The sequence below is a fragment of the Pseudoalteromonas sp. bablab_jr010 genome, from assembly GCF_016464105.1.
Classification (GTDB): Bacteria; Pseudomonadota; Gammaproteobacteria; order Enterobacterales; family Alteromonadaceae; genus Pseudoalteromonas; species Pseudoalteromonas simplex.
The window spans coordinates 22968-43034 of the sequence record NZ_JACDWV010000074.1 but is presented as its reverse complement, the minus strand read 5'-3'; the positions used below and the strand labels follow the sequence as shown (position 1 = coordinate 43034).

General features: G+C 42.0%; 20 protein-coding genes. 7 read left to right on the top strand and 13 right to left on the bottom strand.

Features of this window, described 5'->3' with window-relative positions:
* The first annotated feature begins 27 nt into the window (after window positions 1-27).
* On the top strand, window positions 28-1158 hold the full coding sequence (rnd, locus tag JIG37_RS06510; RefSeq protein ID WP_063707455.1) for a ribonuclease D: 1131 nt from the start codon (window positions 28-30) through the stop codon (window positions 1156-1158).
* Between the two features lie 30 nt (window positions 1159-1188).
* Here rnd and JIG37_RS06505 read toward each other — a convergent pair whose 3' ends face one another.
* Complete coding sequence (locus JIG37_RS06505) at window positions 1189-1635, bottom strand: hypothetical protein (RefSeq protein ID WP_199528991.1); 447 nt, start codon at window positions 1633-1635, stop codon at window positions 1189-1191.
* An 856-nt stretch (window positions 1636-2491) separates the two neighbouring features.
* On the opposite strand from JIG37_RS06505, the gene JIG37_RS06500 reads away from it, so the two are divergent.
* On the top strand, window positions 2492-2743 hold the full coding sequence (locus tag JIG37_RS06500) for a hypothetical protein (RefSeq protein WP_054552034.1): 252 nt from the start codon (window positions 2492-2494) through the stop codon (window positions 2741-2743).
* 85 nt (window positions 2744-2828) lie between these two features.
* On the opposite strand, the gene JIG37_RS06495 is transcribed toward JIG37_RS06500, so the two are convergent.
* The 7 genes from JIG37_RS06495 to JIG37_RS06465 all read right to left on the bottom strand — a co-directional run bounded on the left by JIG37_RS06495 (window position 2829) and on the right by JIG37_RS06465 (window position 10358).
* Window positions 2829-3659, bottom strand: a complete 831-nt coding sequence (locus JIG37_RS06495; protein ID WP_199528990.1) for a sugar phosphate isomerase/epimerase — start codon at window positions 3657-3659, stop codon at window positions 2829-2831.
* Between the two features lie 68 nt (window positions 3660-3727).
* Window positions 3728-4483 (bottom strand): gluconate 2-dehydrogenase subunit 3 family protein, encoded by a 756-nt coding sequence (locus JIG37_RS06490; protein ID WP_199528989.1) that lies wholly within the window; start codon window positions 4481-4483, stop codon window positions 3728-3730.
* A 2-nt stretch (window positions 4484-4485) separates the two neighbouring features.
* Window positions 4486-6165, bottom strand: coding sequence for a GMC family oxidoreductase (locus JIG37_RS06485; protein WP_054552037.1), 1680 nt, complete (start codon window positions 6163-6165; stop codon window positions 4486-4488).
* 1 nt (window position 6166) lies between these two features.
* Window positions 6167-6859: a DUF1080 domain-containing protein gene (locus tag JIG37_RS06480; RefSeq protein WP_199528988.1), complete on the bottom strand. Its 693-nt coding sequence runs from the start codon at window positions 6857-6859 to the stop codon at window positions 6167-6169.
* 26 nt (window positions 6860-6885) lie between these two features.
* Window positions 6886-8106, bottom strand: coding sequence for an MFS transporter (locus JIG37_RS06475; RefSeq protein ID WP_187491022.1), 1221 nt, complete (start codon window positions 8104-8106; stop codon window positions 6886-6888).
* A gap of 32 nt (window positions 8107-8138) precedes the next feature.
* Window positions 8139-9191: a sugar phosphate isomerase/epimerase gene (locus JIG37_RS06470; RefSeq protein ID WP_199528987.1), complete on the bottom strand. Its 1053-nt coding sequence runs from the start codon at window positions 9189-9191 to the stop codon at window positions 8139-8141.
* Window positions 9192-9197: 6 nt separating this feature from the next.
* Window positions 9198-10358 (bottom strand): Gfo/Idh/MocA family oxidoreductase, encoded by a 1161-nt coding sequence (locus tag JIG37_RS06465; RefSeq protein WP_199528986.1) that lies wholly within the window; start codon window positions 10356-10358, stop codon window positions 9198-9200.
* A gap of 163 nt (window positions 10359-10521) precedes the next feature.
* Between JIG37_RS06465 and JIG37_RS06460 the strand changes: the two genes are divergently transcribed.
* Window positions 10522-11247, top strand: coding sequence for an AraC family transcriptional regulator (locus JIG37_RS06460; protein ID WP_199528985.1), 726 nt, complete (start codon window positions 10522-10524; stop codon window positions 11245-11247).
* Here the strand turns inward: JIG37_RS06460 and JIG37_RS06455 are convergent.
* Both JIG37_RS06455 and JIG37_RS06450 read right to left on the bottom strand, forming a co-directional pair.
* Entirely contained in the window at window positions 11244-12104 is an 861-nt protein-coding gene (locus JIG37_RS06455; RefSeq protein WP_199528984.1) for a BadF/BadG/BcrA/BcrD ATPase family protein, read from the bottom strand. The genes JIG37_RS06460 and JIG37_RS06455 overlap by 4 nt on opposite strands.
* A 2-nt stretch (window positions 12105-12106) precedes the next feature.
* On the bottom strand, window positions 12107-12835 hold the full coding sequence (locus JIG37_RS06450) for a copper homeostasis protein CutC (RefSeq protein WP_199528983.1): 729 nt from the start codon (window positions 12833-12835) through the stop codon (window positions 12107-12109).
* Window positions 12836-13387: 552 nt separating this feature from the next.
* Between JIG37_RS06450 and JIG37_RS06445 the strand changes: the two genes are divergently transcribed.
* Both JIG37_RS06445 and JIG37_RS06440 read left to right on the top strand, forming a co-directional pair.
* Window positions 13388-16177, top strand: coding sequence for a TonB-dependent receptor (locus JIG37_RS06445; protein WP_199528982.1), 2790 nt, complete (start codon window positions 13388-13390; stop codon window positions 16175-16177).
* A 73-nt stretch (window positions 16178-16250) separates the two neighbouring features.
* Window positions 16251-16667, top strand: a complete 417-nt coding sequence (locus JIG37_RS06440; protein ID WP_199528981.1) for a GNAT family N-acetyltransferase — start codon at window positions 16251-16253, stop codon at window positions 16665-16667.
* Between the two features lie 39 nt (window positions 16668-16706).
* Here the strand turns inward: JIG37_RS06440 and minE are convergent, their stop codons facing one another.
* The 3 genes from minE to minC are packed head-to-tail and all read right to left on the bottom strand — an operon-like array spanning window position 16707 to window position 18491.
* Complete coding sequence (gene minE, locus JIG37_RS06435) at window positions 16707-16970, bottom strand: cell division topological specificity factor MinE (protein ID WP_054552047.1); 264 nt, start codon at window positions 16968-16970, stop codon at window positions 16707-16709.
* Between the two features lies 1 nt (window position 16971).
* Entirely contained in the window at window positions 16972-17781 is an 810-nt protein-coding gene (minD, locus tag JIG37_RS06430) for a septum site-determining protein MinD (RefSeq protein ID WP_054552048.1), read from the bottom strand.
* A 5-nt stretch (window positions 17782-17786) separates the two neighbouring features.
* Window positions 17787-18491: a septum site-determining protein MinC gene (minC, locus tag JIG37_RS06425; protein ID WP_054552049.1), complete on the bottom strand. Its 705-nt coding sequence runs from the start codon at window positions 18489-18491 to the stop codon at window positions 17787-17789.
* A gap of 156 nt (window positions 18492-18647) precedes the next feature.
* On the opposite strand from minC, the gene JIG37_RS06420 reads away from it, so the two are divergent.
* Complete coding sequence (locus JIG37_RS06420) at window positions 18648-18929, top strand: YcgL domain-containing protein (protein ID WP_054552050.1); 282 nt, start codon at window positions 18648-18650, stop codon at window positions 18927-18929.
* Window positions 18922-19947 (top strand): lytic murein transglycosylase, encoded by a 1026-nt coding sequence (locus JIG37_RS06415; protein WP_199528980.1) that lies wholly within the window; start codon window positions 18922-18924, stop codon window positions 19945-19947. The genes JIG37_RS06420 and JIG37_RS06415 overlap by 8 nt, the downstream gene beginning before the upstream one ends.
* Window positions 19948-20067 lie beyond the last annotated feature (120 nt).

Here is a 20067-nt window from a genome sequence, read left to right as displayed (position 1 = left end):
TTTTTTATGGTAAAGAAAGGGGTATAAGTGCAATATCAACTGATCGAAACGCAAAATCAATTAAATGATTTTGTAGAAAAAATTACAGGTAAACCGGTTCTGGCAATTGATACCGAGTTTATGCGTCGTCGTACGCTTTACCCTGAAGTTGCACTTATTCAAGTATACGATGGTGAGCACTTAGCGTTAATCGACCCTCTGGCTGAGCTGTCGCTTTTTGATTTTTGGCAAGTACTTAAAAACCCTGAGGTGTTAAAGGTACTACATTCACCGTCAGAAGATATTGAAGTGTTTCAAAAATACGCTGGCTTTGTACCAACACCACTGTTTGATACCCAGTTTGCACTACAAATACTAGGCCATGGTAACTGCATGGGCTTTGCGCACATGGTTAAAGAGTTACTTGATATCGAAATTGATAAAAGTGAATCGCGTACTAATTGGTTACAGCGCCCGCTCACTGAAAAGCAGCTAGATTATGCCGCTGCCGATACGTATCACTTATTGCCTTGTTTTGAAATTATTAAAAAACAAATTGATGAAGCTGGCTTTTTTGACATTGTTATCAGCGAAAGCGAGTTAGTCGCGCAAAAACGTGCTTACCAAACGCCCGCAGAGCAGCTCTACAAAGACATTAAAAATGCATGGCAATTACGACCGCACGACTTAGCGGTATTACGCGAGCTTGCTGCATGGCGCCGTGAAAAGGCTGAGCGCAAAAACCTCGCGCTTAACTTTGTGGTTAAAGAGCACAACATGGTTGAAATTGCTAAGCGCAAGCCTGCAAGTTTAAATGCGTTACGCAGAGTGCCAGGTGTTGAGCCAATGGAAGTTAACCGTTCGGGCGTTGAAATTTTAAAATGTATTGAGCGTGGTAAAGCCGTTCCTGTTAGTGAACAACCAGCACAATTAAAACGATTAATTGATTTTCCGGCATATAAAAAAGCCGCAAAAGATATTAAACAAAAAATTACTAAAGCTGCAAAAGAGCAGGGCATTCCTGAAGATGTATTGGCCTCTAAAAAACAGATTAACCAGCTGATCAGCTGGAATTGGAAGCTCGATGCCGATGAGCGTAAAGCAGCATCAAAGCCAGATCTATTCAACTCATGGCGCTATGAGTATGTGAAAGACGTACTTAAAGAGTGGCAAAACTAATAAAAGCCCTTTATTGCTATTTACTTATTATTATAGGCCCTGAAACTTGCTGCGTTTATGAGTTACCTGTAACCAATGCAGCAAGTTATAATCATACCGTTTTAATCTTTGTAGTTGTCTAGACGTTAAACTATAAAAAGGGGCAAAAATAAAAAACTTTTCACCTATAATAATTACACAATTAAACCCAAACTTAGAATATTGTTTAATCAACTTCGTTTTAGTTGCTTCTATATGCGCGTTGCCAAAAGGCGAGCTATAAAATACTCCGTGGCGACAGATTGTGAGTTCATTTTTACTACTAAGTATTAATAATGTTAGAACTAACGAAATTAACATGAATAGTATAAGAAGCGGCTCATATAAAAAGTGCTTCTGTGAAAGGGTTTTTAAAAGGTATACAAAAACAGCCTCAAGGGTAGCTAACATCAGCCATATGCTTTTTTCAGAAGTCTTTCTTAAATTCAATACTTTCATTCTCAGTCCTTGAGAGGCTTTTTTAATATAATACTTCGCAACTTAAATAAAACAATCTGCCGAAAAAATGAAAGTAAAAGCTGTTTTTAATGTTTTATTATTAATTCCTAATGGTGTGGTTTATTTATCTTGTTGAAAATAAATAAGATATTAAACAATGAAAGGTATAAGATATATCTAAAAGAGGGTAGTTGAATAAGTCACGTCATATATCTCCATTAAGGATAATGAGTTATTGAAAACGGCCAAACTATTCTTTGTACATATTTTTGTGAAAATGATCGACGAGAGTATATTAATGTATTTATCTTTACATAAAAGATTTTAAAAAACTTGTAATAGCAATACCTTAAGTAATTTGTTAAAACTATATCAAAGAGGTAAGCCACATAACAAACCGCTGTAGATCTGGAAGGAACATGCTGGGATTAAAGAATGTGAATCGTCCCCGCTTGTTAATATAGCCATCCTTTTTGTCCCTATGCGAGATGGGTGGTACATTTAAGGATATTCCCGCAATTAATTTTGACGTTGATATTTTTTAAATATAAACAGATGCATTGAACGGAAATTTAGGAGTGCTTTTGTGAAAGGGACTGCATTCATTCTTCTCATCGTAGCAGTTTTCGGTATTCTAAAACTCATTGCTCCGAAGATTGTGGAGTTTTTGCCTGAGTGGGTAAATGGACTTATTTTTCTCATTGTATTTTTAGTTTTGTGTTTTCAATTTGGGCGATTTATCTTTAAACACCGAAGAAAGGACGATTAGCTGTTCGTTTTAAAGCGTATAACAAACAATTTAAGCCGTCGTTCGGTCGTTTCCACAGTGTGATTTTGGCATCAATAGGATTAAGATATGGAAAACTATGCACTAGCTGGCTTGGGGTTGCTAATAGTGTTCAATATATTAATTAGTTTAGTAATTTCTAAAAGAAATGATTTTGAAACTTTTCAAAAACTAGCACAAACAGTGCTGGTTTGGTTACTCCCCGTCATAGGTGGAGCTGGGATCTTGATATTCTATAAAAGTATAGATAAACCAATCAGGAAACCGGAAAGCTTTGCAAAACGTTCTGAAGGCAATAGCTCCTGGCAAGATGAACCCTAATATAGAGCTGTGAGTGAGCAACTATTTAAATTAAACCCAAGCCATGAGCTCACGTGTTTAAAGCGAGCTCATTCCTAAAATAACTCTACAAACCAAGTAAAATATTATCTAAGTTTTGTTTTGATTTAGCAACGCTTTGTAGTGGGGTTAACCCGTTTGGGTATTCTTCTTGCTCAAGCACTAACCACTTGGTGTTGCCGTGCGACTCTAAAGTATCGATGATGGCAGGCCAATCAATGTTGTTTTCGCCGATAATAGGGCTCATGTTGCTACCCTGAATCGTACGTACTTTAATGTGTGTAGCAAGCGTGCGGTTAGGGTACTTTTTAATAAAGTAGATTGGATCTTTAGCAGCGTAATTGACCCAGCCAATATCTAACTGCAATGGCATGGTCTTGGGGGTATTAGTGGCAATGTAATCCCAAAACGTTGCATTATTAAAAGCATTAAACTCTTTATTATGATTGTGAAAACCGATCTTCATATCAAAGCGGGTTGCATAATCACTGACTTTAGTAAGCTCTTTAACCAGAGATTTAACTCCCTCAGGGTGCCATGCTCTTTCATCCCAAGGTACATAAAGTGTAGTAACGCCAAGGGTCTTGTAAAACAGCAGGGTGCTATCAATAGTGTTTTCACTGAGTGCATCAAAGCCGATATGGGCACTACTGGCAACTAAGCCTAATTCACTGAGCTTTGCTTTTAAGGCTGCTGGGTTATGTGAGTATGGGCCAAAGTCTCCGGCAAACTCCACGCCGTCAAACCCCATTTCGGCAAGAGACTTAAGCGTACCATGAAAGTCATTTTTTAAGGTGTCTTTGACTGACCATAGCTGCACACTCACTGGCAGTTTTGCGAATAATTGACCACTAAATACAAGGCTAATAATGAGCAATAAAATGCGGGTTTTAAACATACTTCAATCCTAAAAAAAGCAGGGGGCTGACCCCCTGCACGGTGTTACAAATAACACAAGGGGGAAAGTTAATCGATATAGGCGTACTCGCTTAAACCAAGCTCAGCTAAAACCTGATCTAAATGGGCTTTTGCTTCATCAGAAGGGCCAGGGTAATTGCCTGCAATAGGCACATTACCAAGGTAACCTATGTCTTTACAGCCTTCAGGTGTACAGAAAAAGGCAGCAAGCACTAACTCTTTAAAGCGTAAAAAAGCTTTACCAATACGCTGAAATTGTAGAGGTGTTTGCTCGTTTAAAAACGTAATATCATCTAAAATCGCGCGGTGTTGCTTTTCGTTAAGTGCAACAAATTGCTTTTTAAAACGAAGCTGTGCTTCATCGTTAAGCCACGCTAATGAATTTAAAATTTTAATTCTATCGCGTTGTTGACCTTCATAAGGCGCGCTCACCCACTCATTAATAACAGCCGGTACTTGTAGCTCACTGGCTGAAGGAATAGCACCTTCGCGCGGCACAATGTAATCAGCTAAAACCGCTACTAACGTGAGTTCGTCTGCTGTTAAGGTCAGTGGCCAAGGTGATTCTGGTGGCATAACCAAATTAGGATCTTGACCATAGCCTTTAGCGGTTACAGGCTTGATATCTAAATCAGGCCAATGCTCTTTTGCAGAGACAGCAACGTCATCTTCAAGTGCTTTTGTGCAACCTGCAGTTAAACTAACCGCAGAGCCAGCAGCCAATAACCCAAGCCATTTTAAAGACTCACGGCGGCTCATATTAGAAACATAGTTATATGTGTCGTGTTCGTTACGATGATGCATTATTAAAGTACCCCGTTATCAATTTGTTGAGCAAGCCAAGTTGAATTACGCATTGCCAGCGTCATGATGGTGAGCGTACAGTTTTTATGAGGGTTAGAAGCAAATACACCTGCATCCATTACAAATAGGTTATTACAATCCCATGTTTGCCCCCATTGATTGGTGACCGAGTCTTTCTTTGAGCTACCCATGCGTGTGGTGCCCACTTCGTGAATGATTTCGCCACCTTTTGAAATTGCTTTTTCAGCAGGCGGGAGTTCACCCACGGTTGCGCCCATATTTTCTAAGATTTGCTTAGCGGTTTTTAAACCATGCTCAATTTGCTTTAATTCTCTGTCAGACCACTTAAAGTGGAACTTTGATACCGGAATGCCCCATTTATCTTTAACGTTTTCGTCAATTTCCATGTAGGTATCTTTGTTCGGTAACATCTCGCCACGCAGAGCAAAACCAACGTAAGAGCCATATGCATCACGAATTTGCTGTTTAAGAGCTGGGCCATAGCCTTGTTTATCACCTGACACACCCGAACCCGGCTGGCCAAAGCCACTGCCAATTTCAAAGTGATAACCACGTGGGAAATCTAATTCATTGTTAGCTTGTGCTTGATGACCCCACCAAGGAATAAATAAGTGATTAGCGGTATGTCCATCTTCGTTATAACGTGGGCGACCTTTAAGTGCCGGAATTTGCGCACCTAACCATGCACCCGTCGAATCCATTAAGTTTCGACCTACTTGGCCACTTGAGTTAGCAAGGCCTTTAGGGTGCTTTTTATTCTTTGAATTTAATAAAATACGCGCTGATTCACAGGCGCTGGCGGCTAAGATAACCACATCGGCATCAATAGCATGTTCGGTTACAGTGTGTTTATCAACATAGGTGACGCCAGTGACTTTACCTTGCTCATCAACTTTGACTGATTTAACCATGGCATCGGTAATGACTTTTAAGTTACCAGTGGCTTTTGCCATAGGTAATAGCGATGTCGTAGTTTGAAAAGCAGCACCAATTGAACAACCAGAGCCACAAGGTGTTGCATAAAAACACGCCATGCGATCATCTTTAGGGCGAGTTAATACCGCGCGATGCATAGGCACTGCTTGAATGCCCATTTTCTTTGCCGAAGCGGCAATTAAAAGCTCAGGAACACGCGGCTTTGGTGGCGGCTGTAAAATACCCGGTGACGAATCTGGCATATCTTCATGGCCTGTATTGGTGCCACATACACCCACAAGTTCTTCAGTTTTATCGTACCAAGGTGCTAAATCAGCGTACTCAAATGGCCAGTCGGCACCGTGACCATCTCGGCTTTTGCCTTTAAAATCGTGCTCACTAAAGCGTAATGAATAGCGGCCCCAGTGATTTGTTCGACCACCTAACATACGTGCGCGCCACCAATAAAAGTCGCTTCCTTTGGCGCTGGTGTATGGCTCATCAGGCACTTGCCAGCCGCCATCAACGGTTGCATCGTAAAAGCCAAAGTTTTTGTCTTTGTTACCAGCCCCCATAAGTGGAGCCTCACTGTTACGACGAAACATCGGGCTTTCTGTTTTCGGGTCATAATTACGGCCCGCTTCAAGTAATAACACTTTGTGGCCAAGTTTGGTTAGCGTATAAGCGGCCATTGCACCGCCAGCACCTGAGCCAACAACTAATACCTTATGTTTAAAATCAGACATCTTATAGCTCCTTGATTTTTATATTTTTAAACCACACTTTGTCACCATGGTCTTGAAGCCCGATATGACCTTGTTCAGCCTTTGCAAAGTTTTTCCAGGTTGCAAACTTACTGCCTTTAACAAGGGTATTCCATGTTGTACTGCCAATCACAATGCTGGTGGTGCTAATACCGTTTTGCCAAACTTGTAAGTGGTTGTCTTGCATTTTAATGCGTACATGGTTCCAGCTATTTGCTGGTTTGTGAGCCGCAACTGGGGCTGCAAATAAATCGTAAATTGACCCTGCTAAGTGCGAGTCAATTTCGGTATCTGGGTGTTCTTCGTTATCGATAATTTGAATTTCAGGCGCATGAGAGTAAATCATCTGTCCGGTTTCATCTGCTAATACAAAAATACCGCTATTGCCTTTGGTAGAGATTTTCCAATCGATCTGTAATTCAAAGTTTTGGTACTGCTTTTTAGTAAGCAGGTCGCCACCACCTTTGGTTAATGTCATAGCTCCATCTTCAACGACCCATGCAGGATTTAAAGATTCGCTTTTAAAATTACGCCATTGCGACATATCTTTGCCGTCAAACAACAACTGCCAGCCAGCTTGCTTTTCTTGTTGTGTAAGCTGATTGTCAGCCGCATTAGCGAGTGCACAGCTACTAACGGTGAGCATTAAAGTCAGTGCTTTAAGAGATTTAAACATTGTGTGTTCCTCGACGATTTACTTGCTTAAGACGCACATTTTTCGGTGCGTTTGTTGTTATTAATTACCAAATGCAACCCAATGAATGCGACGATTAAAATAATTGGGAAGATCAGTAGGTTTTGTAATACAGCCTGTCCGGCTAAAATTTCAATTTGTTCAGCGCTTGCGCCACTTGCCTGTGCCGATGAGCGTGCCGTATCTATCCAGCTACCAATTACAGGGTTCCAGATGCTCATAGCAAACATGCCTGCACCGCCCATTAACGACATACCCAGCGCCCCTGACTTTGGAATGTATTCAGCAACGCAGCCAAGCATGGTCGGCCAAAAGTAGGTAACCCCAAGAGCAAATAATATCGCTGCTAAATAAATCATGCTGCCCTCGGCTTGGCTCATCATAAAGATACCTAAGCTTGCACAAATGGCAGAGCCAAGTAATACACCGGTAGGGTTGAGCTTATGCACTATAGGGCCTGCAAAGAAGCGACCAACCGCCATTAGGCCAGTGATCAAGGCTAATACCACCATAGGAGAGGCACCCGATGAACCTAAAATACGCTCAATCCATTGTTGTGTGCCAAATTCAGTGGTTGCGGTAAACGTCATACAAGCAATTAAAAAGATGTATAACGGCGTAAATAAGTGGCGAATATTGCTGCTGGTAGAGTGAGAGCGTGTATCAAAGCGTGGGAATTGTGCTTTGATCAGCATAGCGCCATAGATAACCGTAGGAACTAAAATTAACGCTACTTGCCATTGCCAGTTTAAACCCGCTCCCGACATAAAGTTCGACGCAAGTGCGCCAATCACAATGCCACCTGGGAACCAAACATGAAAACGGTTTAGCATAGTGGTGGTGTTTTTAGGGTACATTTCTGCAATCAGCGGGTTACAGCCAGCTTCAACAGCGCCGTTGGCAAAACCAATTAAAAAGGTAGAAATCAGTAAGCCCCAAAAACCATCAGCTGTTATTGTCAAAACAAGGCCAAGTAAATGACAGATAAACGCTAACGCCACTAATTTCTTCGCGCCAATGGCATTATAAATAATACCGCCGACCATAGTCGCGACCGGAAAGCCTAAAAATGCCATAGCATTAACCCAACCTAATTCGGTGTCGGTGAGGCCAAATTCACTGCCAAGTTGCCCTAAAATACCAGCACGAATGGCAAAGGTCATAGAGGTCACAATCAGTGCTATACAGCAAAGCCGAAAGACAATGCGGTTATAATTATTGTTGTCCATATTGTGTGTCCTGTGTTCTATTGTTGTCGGTTTTATAAACCTAAAATTCGATTATTCCGCTCAGTGTTTGTTGCCCCACTGGCAAAATCGTCAAAGGCTTTGTCTGTTGGGTTTATTAAATGTGCTTTAATAAACTCAACGCCTTCTCTTGCCCCATCTTCTGGGTGCTTTAAGCAACATTCCCATTCAAGTACAGCCCAACCATCAAAACCATATTGAGTTAACTTGCTGAAGATTTGCTTAAAATCTACTTGGCCATCACCTAAAGAACGAAAACGCCCCGGGCGGTCTTGCCAGTTTTGAAATCCGCCATAAACACCTGAGCGGCCATTTGCGATAAATTCGGCATCTTTGACATGAAACGCCTTAATGCGCGAATGATAAATATCGATAAACGCTAAATAGTCGAGCTGTTGCAATACAAAATGGCTCGGATCATAAAGAATATTAACGCGTGGGTGATTATTGGTTGCTGCTAAAAAGCGCTCAAATGTCACACCATCATGTAGGTCTTCACCCGGATGCAATTCATAACACACGTCCACGCCATGCTCGTCAAAGCAATCTAAAATAGGTAACCAACGCTTAGCAAGTTCACTAAAACCTTGTTCAACAAGTCCTTGTGGACGCTGTGGCCACGGGTAAAAGGTATGCCATAAAAAAGAACCCGAGAATGTCGCATGGGTTGTTAAGCCAAGGTTTTTACTTGCTTTAGCAGCCATCATCAGTTGCTCTGTTGCCCACTTTGTTCGCGCTGCAGGGTTACCTTTTACATGCTCTGCGGCAAAGTTATCGAACATTTCATCGTAGGCAGGGTGCACAGCAATTAACTGGCCTTGCAAATGTGTTGATAGCTCTGAAATTGTAAGTCCATACTCTGTGGCAATACCAGTGACTTCATCGCAGTAATGCTGGCTTTGAGCTGCTTTTTCTAAATCGAAAATAGTCGGATTTGAGGTTGGCACTTGAATCGCTTTGTAACCTAAACCGCTTGCCCACTCACATAAACCTTGAAAGCTATTAAAGGGGGCTTGATCTGAAATAAACTGCGCCAAAAATATTGCTGGCCCTTTGATTTTATTCATTCTTTTTTATCCAATCTGTAATTTGTGCCATTTAGTATCTTGCTTCGATGAAGCAACAACATGCTCAATAAACGCCATACCACGCACAGCCTCATTGATGCCAGGCACATCAAATGCTGAATTTGTTGCGTTATCGCCTTGCTTAAATGCATGGATCTGCGCTGCAAAATTGCGGTAAATATTGGCAAAGGCTTCAAGATAGCCCTCTGGGTGACCGGCAGGGGTGCGCAGGGCATTTTGCGTGTCAGGGTGTAATTCACCCACGCCCGCTCTAAGTAATGTGGCGGCTTGATTGTGGCCTCGTAGCCATAAGCTATTAGGCTCAAGTTGCGACCACTCAAGACTGGCTTTATCGCCATAAACACGCAGGCGTAAGTTGTTTTCATCGCCAATAGCAATTTGGCTTGCCAGTAAAACGCCTTTACAACCATTATTGAATCTAAGAAGAACAGTGCCATCATCATCAAGGGCTCGGCCTTCAACCACATGATTTAAATCGGCGCAAAGCTCGGTGATTTCGAGATCAGAAACATACTCGGCTAAGTTAGCTGCATGCACGCCAATGTCGCCCATGCAACAACTAATGCCAGACTTACTGGTGTCTAAACGCCAGCTCGCTTGTTTTGAACCTTCGTCTTCGCTGTGTGCTAACCAGCCTTGAGTGTACTCAACAATGACTTTACGTATGCTGCCGAGCTCGCCTGCTTTTACGCGATGCTTGGCTTCTTTGACCATAGGGTAACCGGTGTAAGTGTGAGTCAACCCATATAAAACTTGCTGTTTTGTAATAATGCTTTGTAATTGCTCTGCTTCTGCGAGAGTAAGCGTTGCAGGTTTATCTGAGAGCACATGAAAACCATGTTCAAGCGCCATTTGCGCGACCGGAAAATGCAAATGGTTTGGCGTAACAATAGCCACAAAATCAATACGCTCATCAGCAGGTAACTTTGCTTCTTCGGCAAAAAGCGTTTGGTAACTGTCGTAGCAACGGCTGCTATCAAGCCCAAGTAGTTCGCCAGTTGCTTTACATTTTTTTGCGTCTGAACTGAATGCGCCTGCAACAAGCTCTATCATTCCGTCTAATCGCGCTGCAATTCGATGAATAGCGCCAATGAAGGCACCATCGCCACCGCCTACCATTGCCATGCGGATCTTAGCTTTGCTCATCTTAAGCGCTCCTAAATTTAAATAGCGTCTGCTACTGTTAATGTCATGTTATTGATAATAGGAAAGCTTAGCCAATAAGCGCTAATAAAAATTCGGTTGACAATGCAACAAAATCGGCGTTTAAAATATATAGAGCTGTTCTTTATTGAGACAAAATTAAGCGATGGATATTCAAGAAATAATAAAAAAAGCTGGCGTAAATCAGCTAATTGCTGCATTTGATTTACTGCCAGATATCCTCTTTTGGGTAAAAGACACAGATAGTAGAATCTTGCATTGTAATCAGCATTTTATTGAGCATCAGGGTTATAAAACACTGGAGCAAATATTGCTAAAAACAGACTTCGATTTTTCACCAAAGCACCTTGCGTTTCAGTACGTCAATGACGATAAACGGGTGATGGAAGGCTACATAGTGACTGACCGTTTAGAGCTTAACCAAACCCAGCAAGGTGAGCTTGGTTGGTTTTCTACATCAAAGCATGCTTTAAAAGATCACGATGGCCATGTGATTGGCACTTACGGAGTAACCCGACATCTACAAAAAACCTCAAAAGCGCTTTCTCATGTAAGGGCAATTGAAGAGCCGGTAAAATTTATTCGCGAGCATTATCATCGTCAGATCAGCATTGATGAATTAGCAGAGCTTGCACATTTGTCGGTAAGTGCTTTAGAGCGCCGCTTTAAAAAGCATTTAGCAAAAACACCTAATCAATTTATTAACGAAGTGCGTCTCGAAAATGCCCGCAAGCTACTGATTGAAACGCAACTGCCTATTTCACAAGTGGCCTACCAGTGTGGGTTTTCTGAGCCAAGTTACTTCAGCAAACAATTTCGGCGTTTGTTTGGTGAAATTCCCTCACAAATGCGCTCGCAATTAGGCGATTAAATTGCCTCTCTCGCCATTAAAATAGCCCCTTGCTCTGCACTGGCAAGGGCGGGAGTTAAATGCGCTTTACTGGCATCAGTTAAGTAAGGCGTGATGGCACTGGCAATGCCGCCCATCAAGGTGACTTTTTCAATACCTTGTTTTTCAAAGTAAGCGATATAGCGGCTAATGTATGCGCACGCTTCATTGATTAATTGCTGACAAAAAGCATCGTCAGAATGGCTAAAAACGAGTGGCGCAAATTTGGCAAGCTTTGCAGGGCGCGCTGATATTAAACGCTGACTTAACGCTTGGCTTGAGTCGCAGTTAAGCTGGGTGAGTAGGGTATTTATTGCGGCAGAACTTTGCGCAACACCATCAAGTACTGCAAATGCTTTACGGCAAAGTTGTAAGCCTAACCAACCCCCACTGGCACCATCGCTCAGTAATAAACCATAGCCACCTAATTCGCTAAATTGGTTTTGCTGCTGGTAACCCGCACAAAAGCCCGTGCCCAGAATAATCACTGCGCCATCATGGTGTTGATGCGCGCCTTTACAGGCAATCAGCATATCTGTTGATAGGGTAAACTTGGCAAAAGGGTGCTGCCACTTGGTCATAGCTTGATAGGCAGAGTCGATATTAGCTCCGGCAAGCCCTGCATGCACATAAGTGTTTTTCAGCTCGCTTAAGGCAAGCCCAGCCTCAAGAAATGCAAGTTCAGTAGCGTGAAGTATTGACTCTTGGCTTTGTTGACAGCTGGTGGCCACATTTGCTGAACCACTTATGGCTTCACTCAGCAATGAGCCGTTTTCGTTTTCTAAACGAACTTTACACTTACTGCCACCGCCATCAATACCTAAAAAATACGTTGCCATGCTTAATCCTTTGAAAGTAGCTTATTGATAGCCTCAGCATTAATTGCACCATTTTCGTTGTGCACGCATGAGTGTACATGCACAGCCGCCTTTGCTGAATGGTTTTTTATTAATTGCCAAAGTGTTGCCGCGTTTTCTAAAGTAACGCCACCCCCCATAACAATTTCTATCTGATTAGCGCTGTGTGCTAAGTATGTGTTGAGCTGATTTAGACCATCAAATGCAGTTTGATCGCTTTGCCATGGCGTGCCCGCTGTTAAGATGCGGTCAACCTTTAAGCTAATCAGTTTCTCAAGTGCGCTTAACGGGTTTGTAAGGGTATCGAATGCACGGTGAAAGGTCACCATTAGGCCATGCTGTTTGGCTGTGGCAACTAAAGAGCGGGTCACTTTTAAATCAAGTCCACCGTTTTTAACTGCACCAAATACTACGCCATGAGCTCCCGCGTTCGCTGCCATTGTTATTTGTTTTTGCATAACTTGGTGACACTCAGCACTAACGAAAAAGTTGCCTGCTTCGGGGCGTATCATCACCACTAACTCTGCACTATTAGTCAGGTTTTTAACAGCACAGTCAATCGCATTAACACTTGGTGTTAAGCCACCTAGGTGTAAATTACTGCATAACTCAAAGCGTTTTGCGCCTAAGTTACTGGCCATTGAAATGTTGTTAACAAGCTGCTTTAAGCACCCTTCGTTTAGGCATACTTCAAGAAATTTACCATTGTTCATGGGCGTGTTTTTACCATATCTATTACACCTACTCATTAGTTAATTAATTTAACGTAAACTTAAAATTGTAATGAAAAATAATTTGGTGTTTACTATCAATTGGTTACTATTTTAACTAAGTCTGTGTTGATGAGTGAACTAGCTCTGCAACGACAGGCCTAACTATAAAGCAGAAATTATAAAAATGAATATAAAATATTCCAAACGCCGATTTTGTCATATCTCTCACCGAATTTTTATTATCACTTTTTGACCGCTCACCCTATTCTGAGTTTGAGTTTAACAAGCTGTTAACTACCGATAATCAGTTTAAAAACCGACAACAATAAATCGTTTTTTGGGAGGTTATACCAATTCGCTTAATTAAATGGTCTATTTTGAGGCAAGAAAACCTTGTTGATAACAAGGCAAAAATTTCGTTATTTAGTTGTTCTAAATCAGAAATTTTTAACGCAGTTAGCGACAGGTTTAATCCCTCAAAATGACTAAGTATTATTGCGGGTTGGTATTAAAGGCTCTTAAACAAAACAGAACACACAACTGGAGATAGGCATGGGCAAGCAAACTGTAATAAAAACAAAAGGGCAAGGAAGGCATTTTAAGCGTAATGCAATTTTAATTTCGCTACTGGCGGCAATTAATTCAAGTTACGCTGCAGAGCAAGTAAATGAAGATGTAGAAGTGATTGAAGTACGAGGTATTCGTTCTTCAACTGCAGAAAACTTAGCAATGAAACGACTTTCAACGGCTACAGTTGATGCAATCACCGCGGAGGATATTGGTAAGTTTCCTGATAAAAACGTCGCTGATTCATTGCAACGTGTATCGGGCGTTTTGATTGACCGCGACGGTGGCGAAGGTAGCCGCGTGAGTATTCGTGGTACGTCACCGGATTGGACTCTCACCCAATTAAACGGTAACTATATTGCTTCATCAGGTTCTGGTACTCCTACCCGTAGTTTTAATTACACGTTATTGCCTTCAAGCATGATCAAAAGTGTAGAAGTGTACAAAAGTGCAGAAGCACGCATCGATGAAGGCGGTATTGGTGGTACGGTTATTTTACACACCCGAAAACCGCTTGAGATGGAAGCAAATTCAGGGGCGTTAAGTGCCGAGGTGACTTACGATGATGTGTCTGAAGACACTAAGCCGCAAGTCAACGTGCTGTATTCATGGAAAAATGACGACGAAAACTTTGGTGTACTGGCCGGTTTTACTCGTCAAGACCGCACCGTAACAACCATCACTAACAACGCATCACACTGGCGTTTTCACTCAGATACCGTTGAAGGGGCAGAGCGCCCAGCGCTGGTAGACCAAGCCACTGGCGAAGTGTACAACAATGTATGGGCACCTCGTGCGATGAGTGTTAATAATTCAAACCAAGACCGTACACGCGATGGTTATCAAGTGGCTGTTCAGTGGGCACCGAGTAATAGACTTGATTTAAACTTTAACTATTTTGGTGCTAAGTTAGGCTACGACCAAACTGGGCAAAGTATTACTTTTGCCGAGTGGAACGATAACCACAACCCGTATTACGGCATTGTGCTTGATGGCGATACCGTGGTTGCCTACGGTAATGGCGATAATGGGTTACTTAATGATAATAATTGGGGTGATGCCGATGTAAATGGTGGTGTGGCTGTTCGCCGTGGCTTGTTATCACCGCAGTTAACAGGGCGTGAGCGTTTTGGCGAGTCAAAATCAAACACCTATGATTTTGAAGGTACTTATTATGGCGATACTTACAGCATTACAGTAAAACTTGGTCATACTGAAGCTGAAGGCGGCACCTCAAAAGAAACCTACGCCAATATTGATGCGCGTTTAGGCTCAGTAAACAGCTGGTTATGGTCAATTGAAAACGGTAAACCAAGCTACAAAGTGTCGACTGATTTAGCCACCGATAAAGAAGCATACCAGTATTATGATTGGTTTGACTCTTACTCATCTGAAAATGAAGACTCAGAAGATTACATTCAAACAGATGTAAAATTTGACCTTGATGGCAGTTTTTTCACTCGTGTTTATGTGGGTGGTAAATACCGCGACCACGAAATTAAAGGTATTCGTAACGACTTTCGTTGGGATGACGGCATCTCTGATAACGGCGGTTACCGCGGTTACTTGCCAGGCACTGAGTGGTTCCATAATCCAGATTTTCACCCAGATGCGCCAACATTGGTAAGCGACCATGTGGTTGATAACAGTGCAGGTGATACTGGCGCATTTAACTTTTTAGCGTTTGATTTTAGAGCGCTGGATGATTACTTAAAAGAAAACTTTAGCCAGACAGTGGTGCCAACACTTTCGGGCACGTACGCCCTTGAAGAGAAAATTTGGTCTGTTTACACACAAGCTGATTTTGAATGGCAAGATTTCCGCGGTAATGTCGGTGTGCGCTATGTAAATACAGAGCTAAGCACCTTGACCTACGATGATGTCATTGGTCAAGACGATGACGACACGGATCCAAACGAGCGCAGCAGCGATGGCAGTGAAGTACTACCAAGCTTTAACCTTGCATGGGATGCAACCGAAGATCTTGTGGTGCGCTTTGCCGCAGCACGCACCATGGCAAGAGTGAGCTATTCAGACTTAAGCCAAGCAGAGTCTTACGGTCCTCCAGTTAATATTAACTCGCCAGATTCATGGACAGGCCGTGGTAATGGTACCTCGGTAAACACAGGCCTTGAACCTATGTTATCTGACCAATTCGATTTAGGTATTGAATGGTATTACGGCGATGGTTCTGCAGTGGGTGCGACATTATTCTCTAAAGATATTTCTAACTTACCAATCTCGACAGTAGAAATTGTAGAGCGTGAACACGATTGTTGTAACGGCCCAATTGAGGTCGAAATGAACACCAAAGTGGGCGGGGGTGATGCAAAATCAGAAGGCTTAGAGCTGTTCTTCCAGCACTCGTTTGATAATGGTTTTGGTATTTTAACTAACTATACCTACACAGATACCAGTACCAGCGAAGTCTCGACAGACGGACAAAAAACAGAGGCCGAAATACCAGGCACGGCTAAGCACCAATATAATGTGTCGGTGTATTTTGAGAATGACGACTTTAGTGTTCGTGCGTCTTACAACTGGAAAGATGACCGTGCCAATGGTATTCACCAAGGCTACAACTTGTATACCAAAGACTATGGTCAGCTAGATGTAAATGCCTCATATAACCTAACAGAGGATCTTTCGTTTACCGCCTCAGTGGTGAACCTAACTGAAGAAATAGAAGAAGGATACTGGAAACAAAGCAATCGCTTTACCTATAACCAATATTCGGGCCGCCGTTTTTACTTAGGCGCAAATTATAACTTTTAACCATAGGCATGTTGTTTGTTGCAACCTAAAAAGGTACTTTTATTAAAGTACCTTTTTCTTTTTTAAGACAATAATGATTGAATTTGTAACAGCTACAGAGCAAGACAAAGCCTATTTACTCGACTTAAGATTAAATACCATGGTTGAGCACTTAGAAAATCAGGGGTTATTTTTATCACTTGAGCAACATCAAGCAAGAGTGGCAGAGCATTTTGAGCACAGTCATTTAGTGTTAAATGATGGGCAATGTGTAGGCGCAGCCAAATTCATTGTGAGTGACCAAGCAATCAGTTTATTACAGCTTCAAATTGCACCTAAAGAGCAGGGCAAAGGGTTAGGCACTAAGGTGTTAGATGCACTCAAAGCACAAACAGCAGAGATTAATTTAACGGTGCTAAAAGCGAATCCAGCGTATGGGCTATATCAACGGGCAGGGTTTAAAACTCTAGGCGAAGAGGACTATGAGTTTCATATGCAGTGGCAGAAATAAAAAAAGGGCGCTGTTAAAAAACTAAGCGCCCAATTTTGACTATTTCTTTTCTTCGTCAGGTAAGGTGACGTTTAGCTCAAGTACGGCTAAGTCATCTTCGTTTTGGTCAAACTGCACCTGAACTGCATCAGTGTTTACATTCACGTATTTACGAATAACATCAAGGATGTCTTGTTTTAGCTGTGGTAAGTAATCTGGTGTACCACGCTGTGAACGTTCGTGCGCGACAATGATCTGCAATCGCTCTTTTGCTAATGACGCACTGCTTTTCTTTTCTGAGCGGAAGTAGTCAAGTAAAGACACATTAACCTCCAAAAATCCGTTTAAATAAGCCTTTTTTCTCTACGTCTAAGAAACGAAAATCAACAGTTTCGCCTAATAAACGATTGATTGCATCTGTGTACGCTTGGCCTGCATCCGATTCACCATCAAGGATAACCGGTTGACCAGAGTTTGATGCACTAAGTACAGCTTGTGATTCAGGAATAACGCCCAGTAGTTTAATCGCTAAGATTTCTTGTACGTCTTCTACCGAAAGCATTTCGCCTTTTTCAACACGCTCAGGATTATAGCGAGTTAATAGTAGATGTTCTTTTACGCTTTCAAGGCCTTCTTCAGCACGTTTTGATTTGCTGTGTAAAATGCCAAGAATACGGTCAGAGTCACGTACTGATGATACTTCTGGGTTCGTTGTTACAATCGCTTCATCAGCGAAGTACATTGCCATCATTGCACCAGCTTCGATACCCGCTGGAGAATCACACACAATGTAATCAAAATCTTTTTTCAGCTCGTTTAGTACGCGCTCAACACCGTCACGGGTTAGGGCGTCTTTATCACGGGTTTGTGAGGCAGGTAAAATATGTAGCTTATCAACGCGCTTATCTTTAATAAGTGCTTGATTTAGGTTAGCTTCGCCATTGATTACGTTTACGAAATCATAAACAACACGGCGTTCACAACCCATGATAAGGTCAAGATTACGTAGACCAATATCAAAGTCGATAATAACGGTTTTAAAGCCTTTAAGCGCTAAACCTGTGCCAATCGCAGCACTCGATGTGGTTTTACCAACACCACCTTTACCAGAAGTAACGACAATCACTTTTGCCATGAGATTTATCCTTTAACCAAAGCTGAAATTTCTAATGAATCATTTTTTTGTTGGATTTGTACTGCGCTGCCCCAGTGTTCACCTTGTAGAGAGTCGCTGATCCAATAACTACCATTAATCGAAACAAGTTCTGCTTCTAATTTTTGGCAAAATATATTTGCTTCGTTGTAACCTTTAGCCCCTGCAATTGCACGGCCGCGAAGGGTGCCATAAATGTGCACGTTGCCATCGCTAATCACTTCGGCGCCATGACTTACAGCACCAATTACGATTAGGTCGCGGTCTTTTGCATACACTTGCTGGCCCGAACGAACAGTGCCATGAATGACTTGCGCAGGCAGGTGAACGGTTTTTTCAACGATAGATGTATTTGTTTGTTGTTTAGCGGTTGCACCCTTAACGTCTTGTGAATAATTTAACACCGACAGGCCCGCAGCTTTTGCGCTTTCGTTTTGCTCTTGAGAGCCGTTACAAACCCCAACAGGGTTTAACGAAAGGCCGCTTAACATTGATTTTAAGAAAGAGAAATCAAGCGCTTCATCTTGTACGTCGCTTAAGTTGATTACGATAGGCGCACCGGCAAAAAACTTAGGTGCTTGGGCGATTTTCTCATCTAACTGCTTACTTAAAAGGGCTGTATCTGCTGAAAATAAATGTAAAACAGATAACGTAAAAAGGTTCCCTTTTAATTCAAAAATTTGTTCCGACATACACGCTCAATTGAATTGTCTGGATTAGCATTATTTAAGTATAAACACAGGCTGAACAAGGCATATACATTAAAAATCTAATCTATTTTTTCTAACTTATTATATCACTCATGTTATAGTGTGCGCCTTCGTTAAGCAAGATATTATAGGGCCATAATGCTAACTGCGGTGTATAAAAGTATTAAAAAAGCGGATACATACCTTTTTGTAGAAAAAAGAGATGATTTTTCACGCGTACCTGAACCATTACTAGAAACGTTTGGTCAACCTAAGTACGTGATGATGATTAATCTAGCAAGCCGCGAAAAGTTAGGTGTGGCAGACTTAGACGCGGTTAAGCAAGCGTTAATTGACCAAGGGTTCTACTTGCAATTACCTCCGCCGGAAGAAAATCTGTTAACCCAATTTAAAAAAGACAAGGGAGTTGAGAGTGATTAAAAAACTTGCCGTCATTTTACTCAGTGCTTCACTAAGTACTTCAGTATTGGCAGAACAAAAGACACAAGCTGATTTTGACGTTTACGTTGCAGCATTAAAAAAAGAAGCACTTGAAAAAGGCTATGATGAAGCCTTAGTTGACCAAGCACTTGCAACAGCTAAATTCAAAAAGAAAGTGATCTCAGCTGATAAAAATCAGCCTGAAGTAAAAGAAACCCTCGAAACTTATTTACCAAAACGTGTGCCGCAATGGAAAATTGACCGCGCGCGTAAGCTATACAAAGAAAATCAAGACGTTCTTGAAAAAGTCGCTAAAGAATACGGCGTTCAAGCACGCTTTATTGTTGCACTTTGGGGCCTTGAAAGTAACTTTGGTAAAATCCAAGGTGGTCACAGTGTCATTGCATCATTAGTTACACTTGCTTTTGATGGTCGCCGCGAAACCATGTATAAAAACCAACTTTGGGCAGCGCTTGATATCTTAAAAGAGGGTCACATTACCCTAGATAAGTTCAAAGGCTCATGGGCTGGTGCAATGGGGCAAACTCAGTTTATGCCAACCTCATTTAACGCCTACGCTGTTGATTACAATGGTGATGGCCGCAAAGACATTTGGACCACAGAAGAAGACGCATTCGCTTCAATTGCAAATTACCTCAAACAAGCAGGGTGGAACGATGATTTAACCTGGGGTCGCCAAGTTAAACTACCAGCAGGCTTTGATAACGCAAATATTCTTAAGCGTGGCACTAGAACACGCAGCCAATGGTTAGAGTATTGGAAAGATTCAGAGCGTAGCCTTGCTGATTGGCAAGCAATCGGTGTTCGTAAAATGGATGGTAGCGACTTACCAAACGTTGATGTTACCGCCGCAATGGTAATGCCAGATGACGTAAACGGCCGTATGTATCTAGCCTACGATAATTACAAAGCACTTATGCACTGGAATCGTTCGTATTACTTTGCAACCAGTGTTGGTTACTTATCAGATCGCATCGGTTACCCAGCGATTAAGTAATTAGATACTAGAGCCTAGGTAACTAGGTAACTAGTTGCTAGGCACTAGGTACTAGGGGATTTGCAGAAAGCGCGAGTTTATCTCGCGCTTTTTATGTTAAATATTACTACTGCAAAAGAT

What these genes read in the sequence shown, in the direction of transcription:
- JIG37_RS06505 (WP_199528991.1), bottom strand. Translation starts at nt 1,635, where the DNA reads ATGAAAGTATTGAATTTAAGAAAGACTTCTGAAAAAAGCATATGGCTG.
- JIG37_RS06500 (WP_054552034.1), top strand. Translation starts at nt 2,492, where the DNA reads ATGGAAAACTATGCACTAGCTGGCTTGGGGTTGCTAATAGTGTTCAAT.
- JIG37_RS06495 (WP_199528990.1), bottom strand. Translation starts at nt 3,659, where the DNA reads ATGTTTAAAACCCGCATTTTATTGCTCATTATTAGCCTTGTATTTAGT.
- JIG37_RS06490 (WP_199528989.1), bottom strand. Translation starts at nt 4,483, where the DNA reads ATGCATCATCGTAACGAACACGACACATATAACTATGTTTCTAATATG.
- JIG37_RS06485 (WP_054552037.1), bottom strand. Translation starts at nt 6,165, where the DNA reads ATGTCTGATTTTAAACATAAGGTATTAGTTGTTGGCTCAGGTGCTGGC.
- JIG37_RS06480 (WP_199528988.1), bottom strand. Translation starts at nt 6,859, where the DNA reads ATGTTTAAATCTCTTAAAGCACTGACTTTAATGCTCACCGTTAGTAGC.
- JIG37_RS06475 (WP_187491022.1), bottom strand. Translation starts at nt 8,106, where the DNA reads ATGGACAACAATAATTATAACCGCATTGTCTTTCGGCTTTGCTGTATA.
- JIG37_RS06470 (WP_199528987.1), bottom strand. Translation starts at nt 9,191, where the DNA reads ATGAATAAAATCAAAGGGCCAGCAATATTTTTGGCGCAGTTTATTTCA.
- JIG37_RS06465 (WP_199528986.1), bottom strand. Translation starts at nt 10,358, where the DNA reads ATGAGCAAAGCTAAGATCCGCATGGCAATGGTAGGCGGTGGCGATGGT.
- JIG37_RS06460 (WP_199528985.1), top strand. Translation starts at nt 10,522, where the DNA reads ATGGATATTCAAGAAATAATAAAAAAAGCTGGCGTAAATCAGCTAATT.
- JIG37_RS06455 (WP_199528984.1), bottom strand. Translation starts at nt 12,104, where the DNA reads ATGGCAACGTATTTTTTAGGTATTGATGGCGGTGGCAGTAAGTGTAAA.
- JIG37_RS06450 (WP_199528983.1), bottom strand. Translation starts at nt 12,835, where the DNA reads ATGAACAATGGTAAATTTCTTGAAGTATGCCTAAACGAAGGGTGCTTA.
- JIG37_RS06445 (WP_199528982.1), top strand. Translation starts at nt 13,388, where the DNA reads ATGGGCAAGCAAACTGTAATAAAAACAAAAGGGCAAGGAAGGCATTTT.
- JIG37_RS06440 (WP_199528981.1), top strand. Translation starts at nt 16,251, where the DNA reads ATGATTGAATTTGTAACAGCTACAGAGCAAGACAAAGCCTATTTACTC.
- minD (WP_054552048.1), bottom strand. Translation starts at nt 17,781, where the DNA reads ATGGCAAAAGTGATTGTCGTTACTTCTGGTAAAGGTGGTGTTGGTAAA.
- minC (WP_054552049.1), bottom strand. Translation starts at nt 18,491, where the DNA reads ATGTCGGAACAAATTTTTGAATTAAAAGGGAACCTTTTTACGTTATCT.
- JIG37_RS06420 (WP_054552050.1), top strand. Translation starts at nt 18,648, where the DNA reads ATGCTAACTGCGGTGTATAAAAGTATTAAAAAAGCGGATACATACCTT.